Below are 17,493 nucleotides of genomic sequence, written 5' to 3' on the forward strand. Positions count from 1 at the left end.
GTTGCCCCGCCGTTATGAAACGGCGACATGCCCTGCCAGAAACGGGGAGCGATGATGATCACGACACGGCGGCAAATCCTGGCGGGCGCGGCCGGCCTGACCGCGAGCGCGGCGTTCGCCGCGCCGTTCGACCCCAGGGCCTACGACACCGCCATCGTCATCGACGGTCTCGGCGCCTTCAACGACCCCGACGGCAAGGAGAGCGACGGCTTCAACCTCAGCGTCCGTGCGGTCGAGGAGCTGCGCGCCAGCGGCCTCACCGCCGTGCAGCAGACGATCGGCGAGGTCGGCAACACGCCCGGCGGGTGGGAATCGACGGTCGCCAGCATCGCCTTCTTCAACCGGCTCGTCGCCGCCAATCCGCAGGTGCTCAGCGTCGCGCGCACGGCGGGCGACATCCGCGCCGCCAAGGCCGCGCGCCGCATGGCGTTCATCTACGGCACGCAGGACACCGCGATGGTCGGCCCGACGCTCGACCGCATCGACACGATGGCGGGCCTCGGCATCCGCGTCGTCCAGCTGACCTATAATCTGCGCAACCTGAGCGGCGACGGTGCGCTCGAAGCGGCCGACGCGGGCCTGTCGAAGCTCGGCCGCACCACCATCGAGCGGATCGAGGCGGCGAAGCTGCTGCTCGACCTGTCGCACGGCGGCGCGCGGACGATCGCCGACGCCATCGCCCACGCCAAGCGCCCGCCGACGATCAGCCACACCGGCTGCCGCGCCCTCCACGACCACCCGCGCAACGTCGGCGATGCCAGCCTGAAGGCCGTCGCGGCGAAGGGCGGCGTCGTCGGCATCTACTGGATGCCGTTCCTCGTCGCCGGCGGGAAGCCGATGGCGGCCGACCTGATCCGCCACCTCAACCACGCGGTGAACGTGTGCGGCGAGGACCATGTCGGCATCGGCACCGACGGCATCCTGTCGAAGACGGTGATCGACGCCGCCGCGCGCAAGCGCCAGGCAGAGGCCTATGCCAGCCGCAGCGCCGCGGGCTACGCCGCCCCGGGCGAAGGGCCCGACATCTTCACGATCATCCCCGACCTCGACTCGCACCTCCGCTTCCGCCTGTTCGCCGACGCATTGTCGAACGCCGGATGGAGCAGCGCGCGGATCGAGAAGATCCTGGGGGCGAACCTGCTGCGCCTGTACGGCGAGGTATGGGGCTAGAGTCGATAGCGGTCCGGTCGCCCAGTCCTTGCAGGGACTTGTGCCGCCGTCGCCGCGTCGACTAGTCTGCCGGCACAGGCGCGATGCGCTCCCACCCAAGGGCTTTCATGATCAGCAAGAATGTCGTCGCCGCCACCACTCTGCTTGCCGCGGCGGTACCGCTCGCCGGTGCACACGGGGCGCCCGCAATGACGCCGCTGCCCGCCGACCCCTATATCTGGCTGGAGGAAGCGTCCTCGCCGCGCGCCATGGCGTGGGTCAAGGAGCACAATGCCGTCACCGAACAGCGGCTGACCGCCGATCCGCGCTACAAGACGCTGTACGAGGAGGCGCTGGCGCTGGGCGGGGCCAAGGACCGGATCCCGCAGCCGAGTTTCCTCAACGGCGCGATCTATAATTTCTGGCAGGATGCCGATCACCTGCGCGGCATCTGGCGCAAGACGACGCTCGACAGCTATCGCACCGCCAGCCCGGCGTGGACGACGGTGCTCGACATCGACGCGCTCGGCAAGGCCGAGGGCAAGAGCTGGGTGTTCAAGGACGTCGACTGCCTGCGTCCCGCCGAACGCCTGTGCGTCGTCTCGCTGTCCGATGGCGGCGAGGACGCCGTCGTGGTGCGCGAGTTCGATCTCGACACGGGCAAGTTCGTCGCCGGCGGCTTCAACCTGCCGCGCGGCAAGCACCGCATCGAATGGCAGGACGAGAATCATCTGCTCGTTGCCAGCGAATGGACCCCGGGCGACCTGACGCCGTCGGGCTATCCCTATATCGTCAAGCGACTGGCGCGCGGCCAGGCGCTCGCCGACGCGGTCGAGGTGTATCGCGGCGGCAAGACCGACGGCGGCTACGGCGTCAGCCCGGGCAGCGTCCGCGACGGCAAGGGCCGCAGCCTGTTCTTCGTCGTGCGCCCGCTCGACACCTTCCATCACGAAACCTGGGTCCTGACCCCGCGCGGCGTCGAGCGGCTGGCGATCCCGTCGAAGGCCGACATCGTCGCGATGGTTGACGGCCGGGTGATCGTCAGCCTCGACGAAACCATGACGAGCGGCGGCGCGACCTTCCGCGCCGGTTCGGTGGTGGCGCTCGACCTCGACGCGGTGCTGGCGACGCCGGGCGCGCTCAAGCCCAGCCTGGTGTGGCAGCCCGGGCCGCGCGACGCGCTCAACAGCGTGCGTTCCAGCAAGGACCTGCTGCTGCTGTCGACCCTCGACAATGTGCGCGGCCGCGCGCTGGTGCTGCGCCCGGCGGCGAACGGCGGCTGGACGACGACGACGCTCGACCTGCCCGACAATCTGGCGGTCGGCTTCGGCTCGGCGGACGATAATTCGAACCTCAGCTTCCTGAACGTCAGCGGCTTCCTGACCCCCTCGTCGCTGCTGATCGCCGATGCCGCCGCCGGCAAGGTCGACACGCTCAAGACGCTGCCCGCGAAGTTCGACGCCGCCGGGCTGGTCGTCGAGCAGCGGTCCGCAACCTCAACCGACGGCACCAAAATCCCGTATTTCATCGTCCACAAGAAGGACATCAAGCGCGACGGCACGACGCCGACGCTGTTGTCGGCCTATGGGGGCTTCCAGGTCAGCCGGACGCCGAGCTATTCGCCAGAGCTGGGCAAGCTGTGGCTGGAGCGCGGCGGGGCGTACGTCCTCGCCAACATCCGCGGCGGCGGCGAGTTCGGCCCGGCGTGGCACGAGGCCGGGCTGCTGACCAAGCGGCAGATCATCTACGACGACTTCGCCAGCGTGGCGCGCGACCTGATCGCCACCAAGGTGACCAGCCCGCGGCGCCTCGGCATCCAGGGCGGATCGAACGGCGGGCTGCTGACCGGCGTGCAGATGATCCAGCAGCCCGACCTGTGGACCGCCGTCGTCATCGACGTGCCGCTGCTCGACATGCTGCGCATCTCCAAGATCGCCGCGGGCGCGTCGTGGCAGGGCGAGTACGGCGACGTCAACGCCGACCCGGCAGTGCGCGCCTTCTGGCTGAAGACCTCGCCGTACCACAACCTCAAGAAGGGCGTGCGCTACCCCGAACCGTACATCTTCACGACGAGCAAGGACGACCGCACCGGCCCCCAGCACGCACGCAAGTTCGCCGCGCGCATGGAGGAAATGGGCCTGCCCTTCTACTTCTACGAGAACACCGAAGGCGGCCACGGCAGCGGCGCCGATCTCAAGCAGGCAGCCCACACGCGCGCGCTGACGATGACCTACCTGCACAAGAAGCTGGTGGACTGAAGGCGAGGGGGAGGCTTTCGCTACTCCCCCGCCCCGCGCACGATCCCGTATTTCTCGACAAGCGCCCAGATGTGCGGGGGGACCATCGACTTGACCCGGCGGGGGCGTTCGCGGCGCAGGTGGATGATCGTCTCGGCGGCCTTCATCTCGAGCCGGGTGCGGGCGAATTCGAGGCCGCGGGGGCCGGTGCGAGGCATCAGCCACGCGACGATCGGCCGGACCCAGTCGGGCATCTTCTGCAGCGGCAGGCCGCCCGCGGCGCGCTCGACGTTGGCGATATAGCCCTTCACCGCGCCCGCGCGCTTGCCCTTGCTGCCCAAGGGCCTGGTCACCAGCTCGGCGCCGAGCAGGTCGATCAGCTCCTGCCCGCGTTCGTTGCGGACGATCAGCCACTGGTCGCCCTCGCCCGCCATATAGCCGACCGTCACATCCGCGAGGACGTTCGAATAATCGACGCAGGTCCGGCAGGTCAGCGGAAAGAAGTCGGGCGGCAGCGTCGACAGCGGCAGCATCAGGAAGGGAATGCGCTTTACCGCGCCCCCGACGAAGCGCAGCTCGACATGATAATCGGCGCAGAACTCGAGGTAGGTGATCGTCGCCGGGTCGTCAGCCAGCAGCGCGAGAAACTCGTGGAAGCGCACCGTCGTGGTGTTGTCCGAGCACGGCGTGCCGATCACGTATAGCCGCTCGAAGCCCAGCTTCGCCTCGAGCGCGCGCAGCGCATGGACCTGACACGGGATGCCGATCACCGCGAGCCGCCTGTGCCCCGCCGCCGCCGCGGGTTCGAGCATCGCGAGCAGCGGCGCGTACCCCATCCGCATGCCGCGTACCGCCGCCATCCCTTCCGCCCTGGTGACCAGCACGGGCACCGGCTTCCAGCGGTCGTCGGGGTCGGGCGCCATCGTCAGCACCGCGTCGACCGCGCCAGTCTCGAGCAGCCGCTCGGCGATGCGCGAGGTGATGCCAGTCCATTGCGCGCCGGGCGATGCGGGGTTCAGCCGCGCGCGATACATCGCCTTGAAAGGCCCGAAGAACAGCTCGTCGGGCCGCTCGGGGTCGCGCGCCCGGCCATGCACGCGGGTTTCGAGGTTCGCGTAATCGGGCTTGATGAACTGGCACGCGGTGCCGCAGTCCTTGGGCGTCGCGGTGCGCGAGATGCCGCAATCGGTGCACAGATCGCGCGGGGCTGCGTCACGCAGGATCAACGCGCGCTCTTCTTCAACGCGACGCGGATCAGCGCGCCCGCGTCGCTGTCGCCGACCTCGGCCACGGCTTCCGCCACCGCGCGGCTGGCGTCCATCGGCCGGAAGCCCAGGTTGGCGAGCGCCGACAGCGCATCGGCGACCGCCCCGCGACCGGGTGCTGACACCGGCGCGACCACCGCACCCGCGGGCAGCGACCCCGCGCGGTCCTTGAGTTCGAGCACGATGCGCGCCGCGAGCTTCGGGCCCACACCGTTGGCGCGCGCGACGCTCGCAGTGTCCTTGGCGGCGACCGCGTGCTGCAGCTCGGACGGGGTCAGCACCGACAGGATCGCCAGCGCCACCCGCCCGCCGACACCCTGCACCGACAGCAGCAGGCGGAACCAGTCGCGCTCCTCGCCGGTGGTAAATCCGAACAGCTGGATCGCATCCTCGCGCACCTGCGTCTCGATATGCAGCACCGCCTCGCCGCCGAGGCTGCCCAATGTCCGCGCGCTGGCATGGACGAGATAACCGACGCCGTTGACGTCGACGACGCACGTATCGGTGCCGATCGCGTCGACGGTGCCCTTCAGCCGCGCGATCATGCTTACCCCTCCCCTTCAGGGGAGGGGCGAGAGACGGCGAAGCCGGCCCGGGGGTGGGGCTCCGGCCCGCGCGCAAAACCCCACCCCGGGGCCGCGCTTCGCGCGTCTCTCCGACCCTCCCCTGAAGGGGAGGGTTGCTCCCCGCGCGACGCCGCCGATCCCGCCATGTGCGCATGGCAGATCGCCACTGCGAGCGCGTCCGCCGCATCCTCGCCGTCGATCGAGCAGCCCGGCAGCAGCCGCTCGACCATCGCCCGCACCTGGCGCTTGTCGGCCCCGCCCGTGCCGACGATCGCCTTCTTGACGAAGGTCGTCGCATATTCGGCGACCGGCAGCCCGGCGCGCGCCGCGACCAGCATCACGACCCCGCGCGCCTGCCCCAGCTTCAATGTCGACTGCGGGTTGGAATTGACGAACGTTTCCTCGACCGCCGCAGCGTGCGGGGTATGCGCGCGGATCACCGCGTCAAGCCCGTCGTGCAGCGCCACCAGCCGGACGCTCAGCGCATCGCTCGCCCGGCTGCACACGCGCCCGTTGGCAATGTGCCGCAACCGGTTGCCCTTGGCCTCGATGATGCCCCAGCCGCTGGTCTGCAACCCCGGATCAAGGCCGATAACAATCACCACCCCTCCCCTTCAGGGGAGGGGCGAGAGACGGCGAAGCCGGCCCGGGGGTGGGGCCCACTCTGCGCTCCGAGTCCCCCCACCCCGGGGCCGCGCGTTCCGCGCGTCTCTCCGACCCTCCCCTGAAGGGGAGGGTTTTGCCACCGATCCGGCAGCGCCTCGAGCTTCGCGAGAATGGTCGTCGTCACTCCATCCAAATTACGCCCGATCGACTGATTCCCGAACCGCAGCGTCGTGAAGCCGCGCGCCAGCAAGTCTGCATCCCGCCGCGCATCGCGTTCGGCCTCATGCGTGTCCCCGTCGAGTTCGACGATCAGCCCCTTTGCCGGACAGAAGAAATCCGCGATCCACGGCTCCAACACGGCCTGCCGCCGGAATTTATACCCGCCGAGCTTCGAGTTTCGCAGGCGCTGCCACAAGGCGCGCTCGGGGGGCGTCTGCGCGGTGCGCATGTCGCGCGCAAAAGTAGCGAGGCGCGGGTCCAGTCGCGTCACCCACCCCTCCCCTTCAGGGGAGGGGCGAGAGACGGCGAAGCCGGCCCGGGGGTGGGGAACGAGCGAGGTGCGGGCGACATGCTCATACCGAAAGTCCCCCTCCCCCACCCCGGGGCCGCGCGTTCCGCGCATCTCTCCGACCCTCCCCTGAAGGGGAGGGTTTGTCACAGCTTCGCCAGCACGTCCTCGGGCACGTCGCTGTTGTCCCATACGACCTGGACGTCGTCGTCGTCCTCCAGCGCGTCGATCAGCTTGAACAATGTCCCCGCGTCACCCTCGCCGACGGTCACCGGGGTCTGCGCGCGCCATGCCAGCTTGCCGCCGTCGCCTTCGCCCAGCACCGCTTCGAGTGCCTTGACGACATTGTGCAGCTCGTCGAGCGCGGTCCAGATCTCGTGGCCGTCCTCGCTCGACTGGCAGTCCTCGGCACCGGCGTCGAGCGCGGCTTCGAACACCGCGTCGGCGGTGCCGGCCTTCGCCGGATAGACGATACGGCCCAGCCGGTCGAAGGCGTGGCTGACCGATCCGCTGGCGCCCAAATTGCCGCCGTTCTTGGCGACGATGGTGCGCACGTTGGTCGCGGTGCGGTTGCGGTTGTCGGTCAGCGTCTCGATGATCAGGCTGACACCGCCGGGGCCGAAGCCTTCGTAGCGGATCTCCTCATAGGTCTCGCCCTCGCTGCCGGCGGCCTTGCTGATCGAGCGCTCGATATTGTCCTTGGGCATGCCGCCCGCACGCGCCGCGAGCACGGCGGCGCGCAGCCGCGCGTTCATCGCCGGGTCGGGGATGCCCGCCTTCGCCGCGACGGTGATCTCGCGGCTGAGCTTCGAGAATGCGGCCGCGCGCTTGCGGTCCTGCGCACCCTTGCGGTGCATGATGTTCTTGAATTTGGAATGGCCTGCCATGGTGCGCGTCCTAGCGCGAAGGCGGGCGGTTTGCCAACTCCGCGAGGAGCAGGTCGCGCGCCGCGGTGGCGCGCTGCGTCGCGGCGTCGGAGCCGCCGGCATCGGGGTGGGCGGTCGCCAGCGCGCGGCGCCACGCGGCGTGGATTTCGGCCGGGCCCGGGTCGCCGGTCAGGCCGAGCACGGTCAGCGCCTCGCGGGTCGAGCCGACTTCGCGAGTCCGGTCGCGCGCCGCGTACCACCACCACGCCGCCGCGCCCGCCGCCGCCAGCGCCAGCGGCCAGCGCCCGGTTTCCAGAAAGCGCGCCGCGAGCAGCGCGAGTGCGGCCACCGCACCCCAGCGCTTGAGCGCGGGCATCAGCTCGCCCTTCGAATGCAGCCACCACGCCAGCCCCAGCACGGCGATAGCCGCGAGGATCACTCGGCCCACCCCGGCAGCTTGAGCGCCCCGACCAGCGCGCGCAGCTCGGCACGCGCCGCGACATGGCTGAGGCTGAAATCCTCGAGCGCGCCGACGTCGAGCAGGGTCAGCCCGCGCGGGAACAGCTCGCGGAAGATCACGCGCTCCGAAAGCCCCGGCGCGACGCGGAAACCGACGCGCTTCGACAGTTCGGCGAGCGCCGACGCCATGCGCCGCATGTTGCGCGCGTCGAGGCTCGACAGGCGGTTCCTGAGCACCACCCAGTCGACCGTGCCGCCGTCGACCCGCCCGCGCGCCTTGCGGGCGTCCCAGATGAGTTCGCTGTAGAAGCTCGGCCGCTTGACCTTGAAGGTGTCGGGGTCGACTTGCCCGATCAGGTCGAAGTCGACGAAACTGTCGTTCATCGGCGTGATCAGCGTGTCGGCCTTGCTGAGCGCCGCGCGCGCCATCGGCGAATCGCGGCCCGGCGTGTCGACGACGACGAAATCGAGCCCGCGCCATTCGAGCAGCTGGTCGGTCAGCGCGTCGACGTCGCCCTCGCCGTCCTTGATCACCGCGACCTGCGGCGACGGCAGCTCGATGCCCGACTTCTTCGCGAAGTTCGCGCGGTTCTCCAGATAGCGCGCCACCGTCGCCTGGCGCGCGTCGAGGTCGACCGCGCCGACGCTGAACCCCGCGTGCGCCAGCGCGACCGCGACATGCACCGCAGTCGTCGACTTGCCCGACCCGCCCTTTTCATTGCCGAGCACGATGATGTGCGCCCGGCCAGCCCCCGCCGTCATTCGCTATGTCCCGTCATGTGCGCGCGGTTTCGGGCAGGGGGGCGGGTAAGTCCAGTTTTTTTGCGGAGGACGCGCTCGCGAAGGCGCGAGCACCCACCCCCGGCCCCTCCCTGAAGAGGGAGGGGGGAAGAAAGGACGCGGGGGTCCCCCTCCCTCTTCAGGGAGGGGCTAGGGGTGGGTGCGCGGCGCTTGCCGCGCTTGTTGACGGCGCTCGAAACCGGGGGGCAAGAAGCCCCCATGACCCACCCCCTCCCCATCGTCCGCACCGTCGCCGACCTCCGCGCCCGCCTCGCCCCATGGCGCGCCGCCGGTGAGCAGATCGCCCTCGTGCCGACAATGGGCGCGCTCCACGCCGGCCACCTCGCGCTCGTAACCGCAGCGAAGGCCACGCCGGCGCGCACCGTCGCGACGATCTTCGTCAACCCGAAGCAGTTCGGCGCGAACGAGGACCTCGACCGCTACCCCCGCGACGAGGCGGGCGACGCCGCCGCCCTCGCTCACGTCGGCTGCGACCTGCTGTTCGCGCCTGCCCCGGCCGAGGTCTACCCCGCGGGCTTCGCCACGAACGTCCGCGTCGCCGGCCTGTCGGACGTCCTCGACGGCGCCGCCCGCCCCGGCCATTTCGACGGCGTCGCGACGGTGGTCACCAAGCTGCTGACCATGGCGCGCGCGCACGCCGCGTGGTTCGGCGAGAAGGACTGGCAGCAATTGTGCGTCATACGCCGCCTCGCCGCCGACCTGAACCTCGAGACGCGCATCATCGGCCACCCCATCGTCCGCGCCGCCGACGGCCTCGCGCTGAGTTCGCGCAACGCCTATCTGAGCGCGTCCGAACGGGCCGCCGCGACCGCCCTGCCCGCCGCGCTTAACACCGCCGCCGCCGCCCTCGCCGCCGGAGCCGCCGCGCCCGAAACCCTCGCCGCCGCGCACGCCGCGCTGACCGCCGCGGGGTTCGACCCCATCGACTATATCACCCTCGCCGACGCCGCGACGCTCGGGGATCCCGTGCCCGGACAACCCGCCCGCCTGCTCGCTGCCGCGTGGCTGGGAAAGACGCGCCTGATCGACAATGTGGCGGTCGCGCTGCGCTGAGCCGCGGAACCTTTCGAAATCGAAACTATTGTGGCTGGCGTGTAAGCGGTTGGCACCGCGCGCTATTTCCCCCCAACAGTCCCGAGAAGCTTTTCATGCCCGGCGTGTCCGAAATCGAATATCGCGTTGCCCGCGAGGCGTATCACCTCGACATGGCGACCAAGGCAGGCAGCGACGCCGTAGCGCGCCGCCACCACGAAGCCGCCCGCCGCTGCGCCGACTATAGCTACCCGCTGTCGGCCATCGAGCCGGCACCGCTGCGCCCCGTGTGGTTCGCCCGGGAGCTTCACGCCGACGCCGCATAGCGCTGGCGTCCGACACTCATTTCGTTTATTCGACTCCTATGGAAGAGTCGAAGACCGTCGAAGTCCTGCAGGCACTCGGCCACGCGACGCGGCTACAGGCGTTCCGCGCGCTCGTCGTCGCCGGGCCGAACGGCCTGCCCGCGGGTGCGCTGGGTGAGATCACCGGTGTCCCCGCCTCGACGCTGTCCAGCCATCTCGCGCGCCTCGAACAGGCCGGCCTCGTGCACGGCCAGCGGCGCAGCCGGCAGATCATCTACGCGGTCCAGATCGACGCGGTGCGCCACCTGCTCGCCTATCTGATCGAGGATTGCTGCCAGGGCCGCCCCGAACTCTGCGGCGGCATACCGGCCTTGGCGTGTGCGGGATGACCACGCCCTTCGACCTGTCCAACATCGCGCCCGAGTTCCTCGACCGTCCCGACCTCGCCCGCCTCGGGCTGACGGCGGGGGCGGCGCATCCCCCGCGGATCCTGCTGCTCTACGGGTCGTTGCGCGAGCGGTCGTACTCGAAGCTGCTCGCGCTCGAGGCCGAGCGGTTGCTGCAGTGGATGGGGTGCGAGACGCGCGTCTACGACCCGCTCGGCCTGCCGCAGGTCGAGGCGTGCCCCGCCGACCATCCCAAGGTCGCCGAGCTGCGCGCGCTGTCGCTCTGGTCGGAGGGGCAGGTCTGGGTGTCGCCCGAGCGGCACGGCACGCTGACCGGCATATTGAAGTCGCAGATCGACTGGCTGCCGCTGGAGGAAGGCGGGGTGCGCCCGACGCAGGGGCGGACGCTCGCGGTGATGCAGGTCTCGGCCGGGTCGCAGTCGTTCAACGCGGTCAACGCGATGCGCATCCTCGGCCGCTGGATGCGCATGGTCACCATCCCCAACCAGTCGAGCGTGCCCAAGGCCTATACCGAGTTCGACGACGCCGGCCGCATGAAGCCCGGGGCCCTGTACGACCGCGTCGTCGATGTCTGCGAGGAGCTGGTCAAGTTCACCCTGCTGGTCCGCGACCACGACGCCTATCTGACCGACCGCTATTCGGAGCGTAAGTCCGCCGGCCGCCCCGTCCCCGGTGCCGCGCATCTGAAGGCAGCCACCGCGTGATCCCGCTGCCGCGCCGCCTGCTCGCCGAGGGGCTGGGGGCGGCGCTGCTGTTCGCGACCGTGATCGGGTCGGGCATCATGGCCGAGCGGCTGGCGGACGGGAACGACGCGGTCGCGCTGCTCGGCAACACGCTGGCGACCGCGGCGATGCTCGTCGTGCTGATCACCATCCTGGGGCCGGTGTCGGGGGCGCACATGAACCCCGCGGTGAGCCTCGTCGCGACGCTGCGCGGCGAGCTCAAGCCGCTCGACGCGCTCGCCTATACCGCGGCGCAACTCGGCGGCGGCCTGCTCGGCGTGGTGACCGCGCACGTCATGTTCGACCTGCCCGCGCTGATGATCGGGGTGAAGGAGCGGACCGGCGCGGGCCAGTGGCTCGGCGAGGGCGTCGCGACCTTCGCATTGGTGCTGACCATCCTCGGCACGGTGCGCCATCGCCCCGCCTGGGTGCCGGTCACCGTCGCCGCAGCGATCACTGCAGGCTACTGGTTCACCTCGTCGACGAGCTTCGCCAACCCTGCGATCACGCTGGCGCGCGCCCTGACCGACAGCTTCGCCGGCATCCGCCCCGTCGACGCACCGGGGTTCATCGCCGCACAGCTGGCGGGCGCGCTGCTCGCGGCGCTGGTGGCGCGAGGGCTGTTCGCGGAGAACGACCGCCGCTGACCCGCGGGCCCTATCGAATCGCCCAACGTTCCCTCTATGTTCTCACGCAATGCCCGAGCGCAAATTTCCCGATACCTGGGTCCACCAGCACCGCGTCCATGATGCCGGGCTGCTCGGCTATACCGTCGAGCTGACTTGCCCCGGTTGCGGCCGGGTGCGCGGCTTCGACCCTTACGCCTTGTGGTGGCTGTTCGAGCAGCGCGGGTGGGACGACCGGCTGAAGCACGTGCCGCGCCGCTTCCGCTGCACGCCGTGCTACATCGCGCGGCGCAGGGTGGTGCGGCCGACCCTGCGCATCACCAACGACCCCGCGACCGACGACACGCTGAAGCGCCCCGACGCGCTGACGTGGAAGAAGTCGGTCAAACGGCGGCAGACCTGAACGGGCGATCAAGCCGCGCGAAGTTGCGATTTACAAGCCAATGCGGACAGACTGATGCAAGTTCGAACCTGTAAGGTCCGAAACGGGGTAGAAAGCGGGGATGGCAACCTATTTTATCCATTCCAGCCTTGGCGCCCAAACAATCGAAGATCCAGAGGGCCTGGACTTCGACGGCCTCGAAGACGCCCGCCAATACGCGATCGGCGCAGGGCGTCACATCGTTGCGGAAGAGATCATCGAGGGCGCAACCTCGGTCGATCTCCAGCTCTACATCGAGAACGAAGGTGGTGAGCGGCTTGCGACGGTCAGCTTCGCCGTGCGGGTCGGCCACCCGTAACTGGCAACGTCAACCGCGTTGAGGCTGATGTTTGTCGGGACACGGCGGCAAAATGAGCGTAGGGTGCCTGCATCGGTCGCTTCTGAATCAGCGCGTCACCGATTGAGGGTCGCTGCCCCCGCTGTAGCCGGGGGGCCTTTGATGATCTTTGAAACCGATTCGATCTATTTTACTCGCCGCGAGCGTGAAGAGCTGGTTTTGGCTCATGCCACAGAGCATCGTATCGTACGCCGCGCTCATCATGCGATGGCGAACGCCTACCAGGATCAACTCGAAGCCCTTGCCGTCGTCGAGCGCGCGGCTTGGCCGCTTGTGGCTGCCAGGATCAAGGCTCGGGCCGATCTGCTGCAGGAACGCCGGTTGCAAAGGAAGATTGCGCCTGCAGTCTAAGTCTTGCGAGAGGTGCTGCGACCCCGGCGCCGCTCGCAACCTGCCCGCACCGTCGAGAAAAGTCCCCGCCCCCTGTCAGGGCGAGGGCTTCTCTGGCCTAAACGCAAAGGCTGACGCCGCGCCTTAGGCGGGTCCGCTGCAGCCGTAGGAACCTAATCTTCGGTCGGTGCGCCCACACCGTGTCGGCGTGAAGTATTTGAATGTCAAAGTGTTTATCGGCGTCGACCGGTTCGGTCAGGCCGGAGGGCAGTTTCGCGCGACGAACTGCAGCACCGGCCTCACTCCCATAGGCTCCGGCCGGGTACACGCTCCGCGACTTCGGGCTCGGGCACCGGCATCGCGGCGGGCGGCGGCGGCGGGGGCAGCAGGCCGGCGGCGACGCATGCTTCCCTCATGGTGATCAGGCTCCCGCCGTCGTTGAGGCGGCGCAACAATTTATCGCGCGCCCTGGCCACCGACTCCTCGGTGATCTCGACCCATCTGCCGCCGTTCGAGCGGCGGTCGGCCTCGATGCGCTCGATGACCTTCAGCATCATGCGCGGGTTGGCGCGGCGGGTGCGGCGGACCTCGCGGCCGTCGGCCTCGGTCACTTCTTCGAAACCGTGGAGCGCCCCTTCGATCAGCGTGTCGTTGAGACGCTCGGCGAAGTCGCGGCGGACCAGCGCCCAGGCGGCGGCGAAGTCCGCGTCGTGGCGGCGCACGACGTACGGCGTCACCACCGACGAGCCGATCGCCTGCGCGGCCGCCTTCGCGCTGCCGGTTTCAGCGAAAGCCGCGAGAAACGCCTCCTTCCGGTCTCGCGTCCACGCCACCGGCTGTCCCCGGAACGGCCGGGTCGCGCGGAGCGCGCGGCTCCAGCGCGCCGCGAAGCCGGGGTCGCGCCGTCGCTCCTGATAGAAATGCGCGGTGCACAGGCCCAGGTCGCGCGCCGCGGGGGCAACCCGCGCGCCGCCCTCCAGCAGCGCGATGAAGCGGTCCTTCAGCGCCGGATCCGACGCCCGCGCGCTGCCCTTCAGCTCGCCCATCACTTCAGCCCGTAGAAGGTCGCGACGCGGTCGAGCGCGAGGCCCAGCACCAGCTTCGCGGCACGCGCCGGCCACGCCAGCGCGCGTTCGGCACTCTCCAGCCCCTCGCCCATGCAGACGACGCGCCACAGGATGTCGGACAGGCCCGGGCCGGCCGCCGCGACCGCCGCGTCGAATCGCTCGCGCGCGGAAAGTGCAGCAAGTCCGGGGTCATAGGCTGGCGGCGCACCCCGCGGACCGAGCTGGGGGGGTGCGACATTCCACCGCATGCTGACCTGCGGCGTGTGCCCGGCGCGGTGAAAATCCTCGCGCAGCCGAACCCCGGCTGCCAGCTGGATGGCCGACAGCAGCCCGCGACGGGCCAGCCAGTAAAGAGGGGATTCACTTAGGTTAACAGAAACTTGACGGCGATCGATGCGATCCGATGGTAACAAATTGCGCCGCGACATCACCCGTCCGGCCGACGGCGGGGCCGCGACATCGGTGGCGGCGGCGGCGGGTTTGCGGCGGGTGGCGGCGCGGCTGGGCATGGGCGGTCCTTTCGACTCGGGAACCAAATCCCTTGCACACCCGTACCCAAATAGGACAGGGTTTAACCGAACCGGTTTCTTTGGAGCTGTAACGCATGATCACGCGCATCCGCGAAGTCCGCAAAGCCAAGGGCTTGACCCTGCACGAGGTCGCGATGGCCTGCGATCCGCCGACGACCGCGCAGACCATTGGCCGCCTTGAGACCGGCATGCGCACCGTGTCGGTGGGCTGGCTGAACCGAATCGCGCCGGCGCTGGGCGTCGAGGCCGCGACGCTGGTCACCCTGCCCGACCGCGTCGACGTGCCGGTCAGCGCAATCTACGGCTCCGAAGGTCCCGTCGCCCCCAAGCGCGCCGCGACATTGCTCGCGCCCGCCCCCGCCGGCGAAGCCGTCGGCGTCAGCTTCGAGGTCGCCGCGGGCGAGTACCGCGCCGGCGACGCGCTGTGGCTCGACAAGCTGGGCCCGACCGAGTTCGGCCGCGCGGTCAACCGCGACGTGCTGGTCCCGCGCGGCGGCAGCCGCTTTGTCTTCGGCCGCCTGGCGGCTGCCGACGGCGCCAAGCTGCAGATCCTGCCGATCAACCCCGGCGCCCGCCAGATCGTCGTCGGCGATGCCCAGTGGCTCGCGGTCGCACGGACGCTGATCCGCGCGCTGTAAGGGATAGTCGTTCCGATTACAGACGCCCCCGCCCTGCCCCGCGTACATCGCCGCCAACGACGTTGTGCGAGAGTATGAGAGCATGGCACCGCCGATCGACCCGAGCGTCACCCGGGTAACCACCACCCCGCCGCCGGCTGCGCCGCCGCCGGTGGGGGTCGAGGCCGATCGGCTGATCGCCGACGCCCGGGGTGGCGGCTGCATCGACCAGCGCAAGCTCGCCGATGGCCTGCTCGCCGCCGCCGACCAGCCCGATCAGGGCGTCGCGCTGCGTGCCGCGGTCGACGCGCGCCTGACCCCCGTCGAGCGCGGCCAGCTGCAGTCGGCGATCGACAGCCAGCTGCGCGCCGCGGCCGCTCCGCCGCCTGCTGCCGACGACGGCCCCAGCCAGGCGTCGGTGGCGCTCGACCTGACGCAGGTCGCGCTCGACATCGTCGGGATCGTCGAGCCGACGCCGTTCGCCGACGGCAGCAACACGATCATCTCGATCGGGCGCGGCGACTGGTGGGGTGCGGGCGCCTCGTTGCTCGGCGTCGTGCCGTACCTCGGCGACGCGGCGAAGCTCGGCAAGCTGGGCAAGTGGGCCGACACGGTCAGCAACGCCGCCGAGCTCGCGGCGAAGGATGTCGGCTTCCGCAAGCTCGTCGAGCCGACGCTCGAGAAGATCCGCGACGCCATCAATGCCGCTCCGCTCGACAGCCTGCCGTCGTCGGTCCGCAACACGCTCGAGAGCATGCGGACCAAGATCGACGAGGCGCTGGCCCCGCCGCCGACGACGCGCATCGGCGATTACGACGCGACCGTGCGCGGCGTGCCCGTGCGCCTAGAGGGGGTCGAGATCCGCCCCGTCGACTACCTGAAGCGCGACCGTGCGAGCTATGAATCGCTGCGCCGCGAATTCGACGGCGGCGCGCGTGCCGGCTTCGTGAAGTCGATCTCTAGCGATCCCACGAACCTCGCCGCTTTGCGCAACGCCGGGCTGAACGACGCCCAGATCGCGCGCCTCGCCGAGGGCAAGATCCCGCAGGGGTGGCAGGTCCATCACAAGCTGCCGCTCGACGACGGCGGCACCAATTCCTTCGACAATCTCGTGCTGATCAAGAACGACCCGTCGCACATCGCAATCACCAACGCCCAGCGCTCGCTGGTGGGTGACCTCGCGGTCGGCGAGACCCGCCGGGTCGATTTTCCCGTCCCCCCCGGCGTGGTATATCCGCCCGCGCCCTGAGTTGAGGTCCGACGCATGATGGAAGCAGTTCTCGACGCGGTCAGCGCCGACCAGCGGAAGGCGGGCGAAATCGTGCGCCCCCCCGCGAGCGACGCGGCGGTGGCGACGGTCGCTGCGCGGGTGCGCGACGAGCTCCACGCGACGCTTCCCGACGATTACGCGGCCTTCCTGCGCCGCCACGACGGGGTCGATTACAACGGCATCGTCTTCTACGGCGCGACCGCGTCGCCCGAAACGCCCGAGGACGGCTTTTGGCAGGGCATCGTCGCGGCGAACCAGGCGTGGCGCGCCGACGGCGGCAACAAGGGGCTGCTGGTGCTCGGCGACAGTGACATCGACATGTTCGCCGTGCCCGCGACCGGCGGCGCGCCGGGCCGCTACGACCGGGTCAGCGGCGACGGCATCGAGACCTATGCCGACGTGCCGACGATGATCGAGACGGTGCTGCGCGAGCGGCTGTAGAATCCTATGCTGACCGACGAAGTGCAAGTGGCGCGAGCCGATTACGACGACCTCGAGTTCGATGACGATCTCGCGTTGCTGAACGGGGTGCCGTTCACGGGGATCGTGTTCTCGATGCACCCCAACGGCCGGCTTGAGGCGGAAACCCGCTATACCGACGGGCTGCCGGACGGGCTGTCGGAATGGTTCTACCCCGACGGCCGGCTCGAATCGCGCAACATCGCGGTGCGTGGGCGGGGGTCGAGCGAGAGCTGGAACTGGCACCCGAACGGTGTGCTGGCGGAGTATCGCCGCGACGAGAACCAGCGGCCGGTCGAACTCCGGAAGTGGAACGAGCAGGGCGTGGCGCGCTAGTCGTCGAGCTTCGCCTTCGCCGCGTCGGCCCATTTCTCGCCCGCGTCGCCGCCCCAGAGCAGCCACGCGATATAGCCTGCCGACGGGTCCTCGGTGTCGCCCCAGCGGTGTGCCTTGGCCTGCTTGTCGACGCTGTGACGTTTGAAATAGCTGCTGATCTTGGCGATGTCGGCCTCCGACACGGCCTCGCGGGCGATCAGCTGCTTGGCACGGCGCACGCCGACCTCGGTGCCGCCGCGCTTGAACTTCGCGCGCAGGTCGAGGCCCTGCTGCGCGGCCTTGGCGACCGCGGCGGGCGGGACGAGGGGGTCGCTCACTTGGCCTTCTTCAGCGCCGACGGCTTGTGCGCCGCCTCGCCGCCGCTCTTGTCGGACTTGACCAGAAACTCGGGGTTGTCGGGCGACGCGGCGACCTTGTGACCCTTGATCTGGGTCGGCTTGGTCAGCTTCTTGACCACCTTGCCCTTGGAATGGCCGCCCGACGAGTCCCACTCGACCGCGTCGCCTGCCTTCAGATCCTTCGCCATGACGGTCTCCCTCTTGCGGGAGCCAACCGG

General features: G+C 69.8%; 24 protein-coding genes and 1 pseudogene. 14 read left to right on the forward strand and 11 right to left on the reverse strand.

Going from position 1 to position 17,493, the window contains the following annotated elements; genetic code table 11:
* The first annotated feature begins 54 nt into the window (after positions 1-54).
* Positions 55-1,170 carry a dipeptidase gene (locus FMM06_RS09060; protein WP_185965111.1) on the forward strand — a complete coding sequence of 372 codons (1,116 nt, stop codon included), beginning with the start codon at positions 55-57 and terminating at the stop codon, positions 1,168-1,170.
* 107 nt (positions 1,171-1,277) lie between these two features.
* Positions 1,278-3,407 carry a prolyl oligopeptidase family serine peptidase gene (locus FMM06_RS09065; protein WP_144236923.1) on the forward strand — a complete coding sequence of 710 codons (2,130 nt, stop codon included), beginning with the start codon at positions 1,278-1,280 and terminating at the stop codon, positions 3,405-3,407.
* A 20-nt stretch (positions 3,408-3,427) separates the two neighbouring features.
* Here the strand turns inward: FMM06_RS09065 and FMM06_RS09070 are convergent, their stop codons facing one another.
* The 7 genes and pseudogenes from FMM06_RS09070 to FMM06_RS09100 form a co-directional block, all read right to left on the reverse strand.
* Complete coding sequence (locus tag FMM06_RS09070; protein ID WP_235889184.1) at positions 3,428-4,612, reverse strand: Coenzyme F420 hydrogenase/dehydrogenase, beta subunit C-terminal domain; 1,185 nt, start codon at positions 4,610-4,612, stop codon at positions 3,428-3,430.
* Positions 4,609-5,196 carry a Holliday junction branch migration protein RuvA gene (gene ruvA / locus FMM06_RS09075; protein ID WP_144236924.1) on the reverse strand — a complete coding sequence of 196 codons (588 nt, stop codon included), beginning with the start codon at positions 5,194-5,196 and terminating at the stop codon, positions 4,609-4,611. Before ruvA ends, FMM06_RS09070 begins: the two co-directional genes overlap by 4 nt.
* A 152-nt stretch (positions 5,197-5,348) precedes the next feature.
* Positions 5,349-5,819, reverse strand: a pseudogene (gene ruvC, locus FMM06_RS09080) (crossover junction endodeoxyribonuclease RuvC); the annotation flags it as partial.
* Positions 5,816-6,313: an endonuclease domain-containing protein gene (locus FMM06_RS09085; protein ID WP_235889185.1), complete on the reverse strand. Its 498-nt coding sequence runs from the start codon at positions 6,311-6,313 to the stop codon at positions 5,816-5,818. The pseudogene ruvC and the gene FMM06_RS09085, both read right to left, overlap by 4 nt.
* A 164-nt stretch (positions 6,314-6,477) precedes the next feature.
* The gene (locus FMM06_RS09090) at positions 6,478-7,218 is read right to left on the reverse strand and encodes a YebC/PmpR family DNA-binding transcriptional regulator (protein WP_144236927.1); all 741 of its coding nucleotides are present in this window, start codon (positions 7,216-7,218) and stop codon (positions 6,478-6,480) included.
* A 10-nt stretch (positions 7,219-7,228) separates the two neighbouring features.
* The gene (locus FMM06_RS09095; RefSeq protein ID WP_144236928.1) at positions 7,229-7,636 is read right to left on the reverse strand and encodes a hypothetical protein; all 408 of its coding nucleotides are present in this window, start codon (positions 7,634-7,636) and stop codon (positions 7,229-7,231) included.
* Positions 7,633-8,418 carry a division plane positioning ATPase MipZ gene (locus FMM06_RS09100; RefSeq protein ID WP_144236929.1) on the reverse strand — a complete coding sequence of 262 codons (786 nt, stop codon included), beginning with the start codon at positions 8,416-8,418 and terminating at the stop codon, positions 7,633-7,635. Before FMM06_RS09100 ends, FMM06_RS09095 begins: the two co-directional genes overlap by 4 nt.
* A 237-nt stretch (positions 8,419-8,655) precedes the next feature.
* On the opposite strand from FMM06_RS09100, the gene panC reads away from it, so the two are divergent.
* The 8 genes from panC (at position 8,656) to FMM06_RS09140 (ending at position 12,679) form a co-directional block, all read left to right on the forward strand.
* Positions 8,656-9,510, forward strand: coding sequence for a pantoate--beta-alanine ligase (gene panC, locus FMM06_RS09105; RefSeq protein ID WP_144236930.1), 855 nt, complete (start codon positions 8,656-8,658; stop codon positions 9,508-9,510).
* Positions 9,511-9,614: 104 nt separating this feature from the next.
* A complete protein-coding gene (locus FMM06_RS09110; protein WP_144236931.1) occupies positions 9,615-9,815 on the forward strand; it encodes a hypothetical protein in 201 nt (66 codons plus the stop codon).
* Positions 9,816-9,853: 38 nt separating this feature from the next.
* On the forward strand, positions 9,854-10,183 hold the full coding sequence (locus FMM06_RS09115) for an ArsR/SmtB family transcription factor (RefSeq protein WP_144236932.1): 330 nt from the start codon (positions 9,854-9,856) through the stop codon (positions 10,181-10,183).
* Positions 10,180-10,905, forward strand: coding sequence for an arsenical resistance protein ArsH (arsH, locus tag FMM06_RS09120; protein ID WP_144236933.1), 726 nt, complete (start codon positions 10,180-10,182; stop codon positions 10,903-10,905). Before FMM06_RS09115 ends, arsH begins: the two co-directional genes overlap by 4 nt.
* A 5-nt stretch (positions 10,906-10,910) precedes the next feature.
* The gene (locus FMM06_RS09125) at positions 10,911-11,570 is read left to right on the forward strand and encodes an aquaporin (RefSeq protein ID WP_144237169.1); all 660 of its coding nucleotides are present in this window, start codon (positions 10,911-10,913) and stop codon (positions 11,568-11,570) included.
* A gap of 49 nt (positions 11,571-11,619) precedes the next feature.
* Positions 11,620-11,952, forward strand: a complete 333-nt coding sequence (locus tag FMM06_RS09130; RefSeq protein WP_144236934.1) for a hypothetical protein — start codon at positions 11,620-11,622, stop codon at positions 11,950-11,952.
* 100 nt (positions 11,953-12,052) lie between these two features.
* Positions 12,053-12,289 carry a DUF6894 family protein gene (locus tag FMM06_RS09135; RefSeq protein ID WP_144236935.1) on the forward strand — a complete coding sequence of 79 codons (237 nt, stop codon included), beginning with the start codon at positions 12,053-12,055 and terminating at the stop codon, positions 12,287-12,289.
* A 141-nt stretch (positions 12,290-12,430) separates the two neighbouring features.
* On the forward strand, positions 12,431-12,679 hold the full coding sequence (locus FMM06_RS09140) for a hypothetical protein (protein ID WP_144236936.1): 249 nt from the start codon (positions 12,431-12,433) through the stop codon (positions 12,677-12,679).
* 278 nt (positions 12,680-12,957) lie between these two features.
* Here the strand turns inward: FMM06_RS09140 and FMM06_RS09145 are convergent, their stop codons facing one another.
* A complete protein-coding gene (locus FMM06_RS09145) occupies positions 12,958-13,704 on the reverse strand; it encodes a hypothetical protein (protein WP_144236937.1) in 747 nt (248 codons plus the stop codon).
* On the reverse strand, positions 13,704-14,234 hold the full coding sequence (locus tag FMM06_RS09150) for a DUF6456 domain-containing protein (RefSeq protein ID WP_407925191.1): 531 nt from the start codon (positions 14,232-14,234) through the stop codon (positions 13,704-13,706). The genes FMM06_RS09145 and FMM06_RS09150 overlap by 1 nt, the downstream gene beginning before the upstream one ends.
* Before the next feature lie 95 nt (positions 14,235-14,329).
* Here FMM06_RS09150 and FMM06_RS09155 point away from each other — a divergent pair, with 95 nt between their 5' ends.
* The 4 genes from FMM06_RS09155 to FMM06_RS09170 all read left to right on the forward strand — a co-directional run bounded on the left by FMM06_RS09155 (position 14,330) and on the right by FMM06_RS09170 (position 16,937).
* Positions 14,330-14,893, forward strand: a complete 564-nt coding sequence (locus tag FMM06_RS09155; protein WP_144236938.1) for a helix-turn-helix domain-containing protein — start codon at positions 14,330-14,332, stop codon at positions 14,891-14,893.
* Between the two features lie 82 nt (positions 14,894-14,975).
* Complete coding sequence (locus FMM06_RS09160; RefSeq protein WP_144236939.1) at positions 14,976-16,121, forward strand: HNH endonuclease; 1,146 nt, start codon at positions 14,976-14,978, stop codon at positions 16,119-16,121.
* A 15-nt stretch (positions 16,122-16,136) separates the two neighbouring features.
* A complete protein-coding gene (locus FMM06_RS09165; RefSeq protein WP_144236940.1) occupies positions 16,137-16,583 on the forward strand; it encodes a YrhA family protein in 447 nt (148 codons plus the stop codon).
* Positions 16,584-16,589: 6 nt separating this feature from the next.
* On the forward strand, positions 16,590-16,937 hold the full coding sequence (locus FMM06_RS09170; protein ID WP_144236941.1) for a toxin-antitoxin system YwqK family antitoxin: 348 nt from the start codon (positions 16,590-16,592) through the stop codon (positions 16,935-16,937).
* Here the strand turns inward: FMM06_RS09170 and FMM06_RS09175 are convergent.
* Positions 16,934-17,254 (reverse strand): hypothetical protein, encoded by a 321-nt coding sequence (locus FMM06_RS09175; protein WP_144236942.1) that lies wholly within the window; start codon positions 17,252-17,254, stop codon positions 16,934-16,936. The two genes, FMM06_RS09170 and FMM06_RS09175, sit on opposite strands and share 4 nt — an antisense overlap.
* A complete protein-coding gene (locus FMM06_RS09180) occupies positions 17,251-17,463 on the reverse strand; it encodes a hypervirulence associated TUDOR domain-containing protein (protein ID WP_144236943.1) in 213 nt (70 codons plus the stop codon). Before FMM06_RS09180 ends, FMM06_RS09175 begins: the two co-directional genes overlap by 4 nt.
* Positions 17,464-17,493 lie beyond the last annotated feature (30 nt).

Origin of the sequence: Glacieibacterium frigidum (assembly GCF_007097155.1) — a bacterium.
GTDB classification, from domain to species: domain Bacteria; phylum Pseudomonadota; class Alphaproteobacteria; order Sphingomonadales; family Sphingomonadaceae; genus Glacieibacterium; species Glacieibacterium frigidum.

What these genes read in the sequence shown, in the direction of transcription:
- FMM06_RS09060 (WP_185965111.1), top strand. Translation starts at nt 55, where the DNA reads ATGATCACGACACGGCGGCAAATCCTGGCGGGCGCGGCCGGCCTGACC.
- FMM06_RS09065 (WP_144236923.1), top strand. Translation starts at nt 1,278, where the DNA reads ATGATCAGCAAGAATGTCGTCGCCGCCACCACTCTGCTTGCCGCGGCG.
- ruvA (WP_144236924.1), bottom strand. Translation starts at nt 5,196, where the DNA reads ATGATCGCGCGGCTGAAGGGCACCGTCGACGCGATCGGCACCGATACG.
- FMM06_RS09090 (WP_144236927.1), bottom strand. Translation starts at nt 7,218, where the DNA reads ATGGCAGGCCATTCCAAATTCAAGAACATCATGCACCGCAAGGGTGCG.
- FMM06_RS09100 (WP_144236929.1), bottom strand. Translation starts at nt 8,418, where the DNA reads ATGACGGCGGGGGCTGGCCGGGCGCACATCATCGTGCTCGGCAATGAA.
- panC (WP_144236930.1), top strand. Translation starts at nt 8,656, where the DNA reads ATGACCCACCCCCTCCCCATCGTCCGCACCGTCGCCGACCTCCGCGCC.
- FMM06_RS09115 (WP_144236932.1), top strand. Translation starts at nt 9,854, where the DNA reads ATGGAAGAGTCGAAGACCGTCGAAGTCCTGCAGGCACTCGGCCACGCG.
- arsH (WP_144236933.1), top strand. Translation starts at nt 10,180, where the DNA reads ATGACCACGCCCTTCGACCTGTCCAACATCGCGCCCGAGTTCCTCGAC.
- FMM06_RS09130 (WP_144236934.1), top strand. Translation starts at nt 11,620, where the DNA reads ATGCCCGAGCGCAAATTTCCCGATACCTGGGTCCACCAGCACCGCGTC.
- FMM06_RS09135 (WP_144236935.1), top strand. Translation starts at nt 12,053, where the DNA reads ATGGCAACCTATTTTATCCATTCCAGCCTTGGCGCCCAAACAATCGAA.
- FMM06_RS09140 (WP_144236936.1), top strand. Translation starts at nt 12,431, where the DNA reads ATGATCTTTGAAACCGATTCGATCTATTTTACTCGCCGCGAGCGTGAA.
- FMM06_RS09145 (WP_144236937.1), bottom strand. Translation starts at nt 13,704, where the DNA reads ATGGGCGAGCTGAAGGGCAGCGCGCGGGCGTCGGATCCGGCGCTGAAG.
- FMM06_RS09150 (WP_407925191.1), bottom strand. Translation starts at nt 14,234, where the DNA reads ATGCCCAGCCGCGCCGCCACCCGCCGCAAACCCGCCGCCGCCGCCACC.
- FMM06_RS09155 (WP_144236938.1), top strand. Translation starts at nt 14,330, where the DNA reads ATGATCACGCGCATCCGCGAAGTCCGCAAAGCCAAGGGCTTGACCCTG.
- FMM06_RS09160 (WP_144236939.1), top strand. Translation starts at nt 14,976, where the DNA reads ATGGCACCGCCGATCGACCCGAGCGTCACCCGGGTAACCACCACCCCG.
- FMM06_RS09165 (WP_144236940.1), top strand. Translation starts at nt 16,137, where the DNA reads ATGATGGAAGCAGTTCTCGACGCGGTCAGCGCCGACCAGCGGAAGGCG.
- FMM06_RS09170 (WP_144236941.1), top strand. Translation starts at nt 16,590, where the DNA reads ATGCTGACCGACGAAGTGCAAGTGGCGCGAGCCGATTACGACGACCTC.
- FMM06_RS09180 (WP_144236943.1), bottom strand. Translation starts at nt 17,463, where the DNA reads ATGGCGAAGGATCTGAAGGCAGGCGACGCGGTCGAGTGGGACTCGTCG.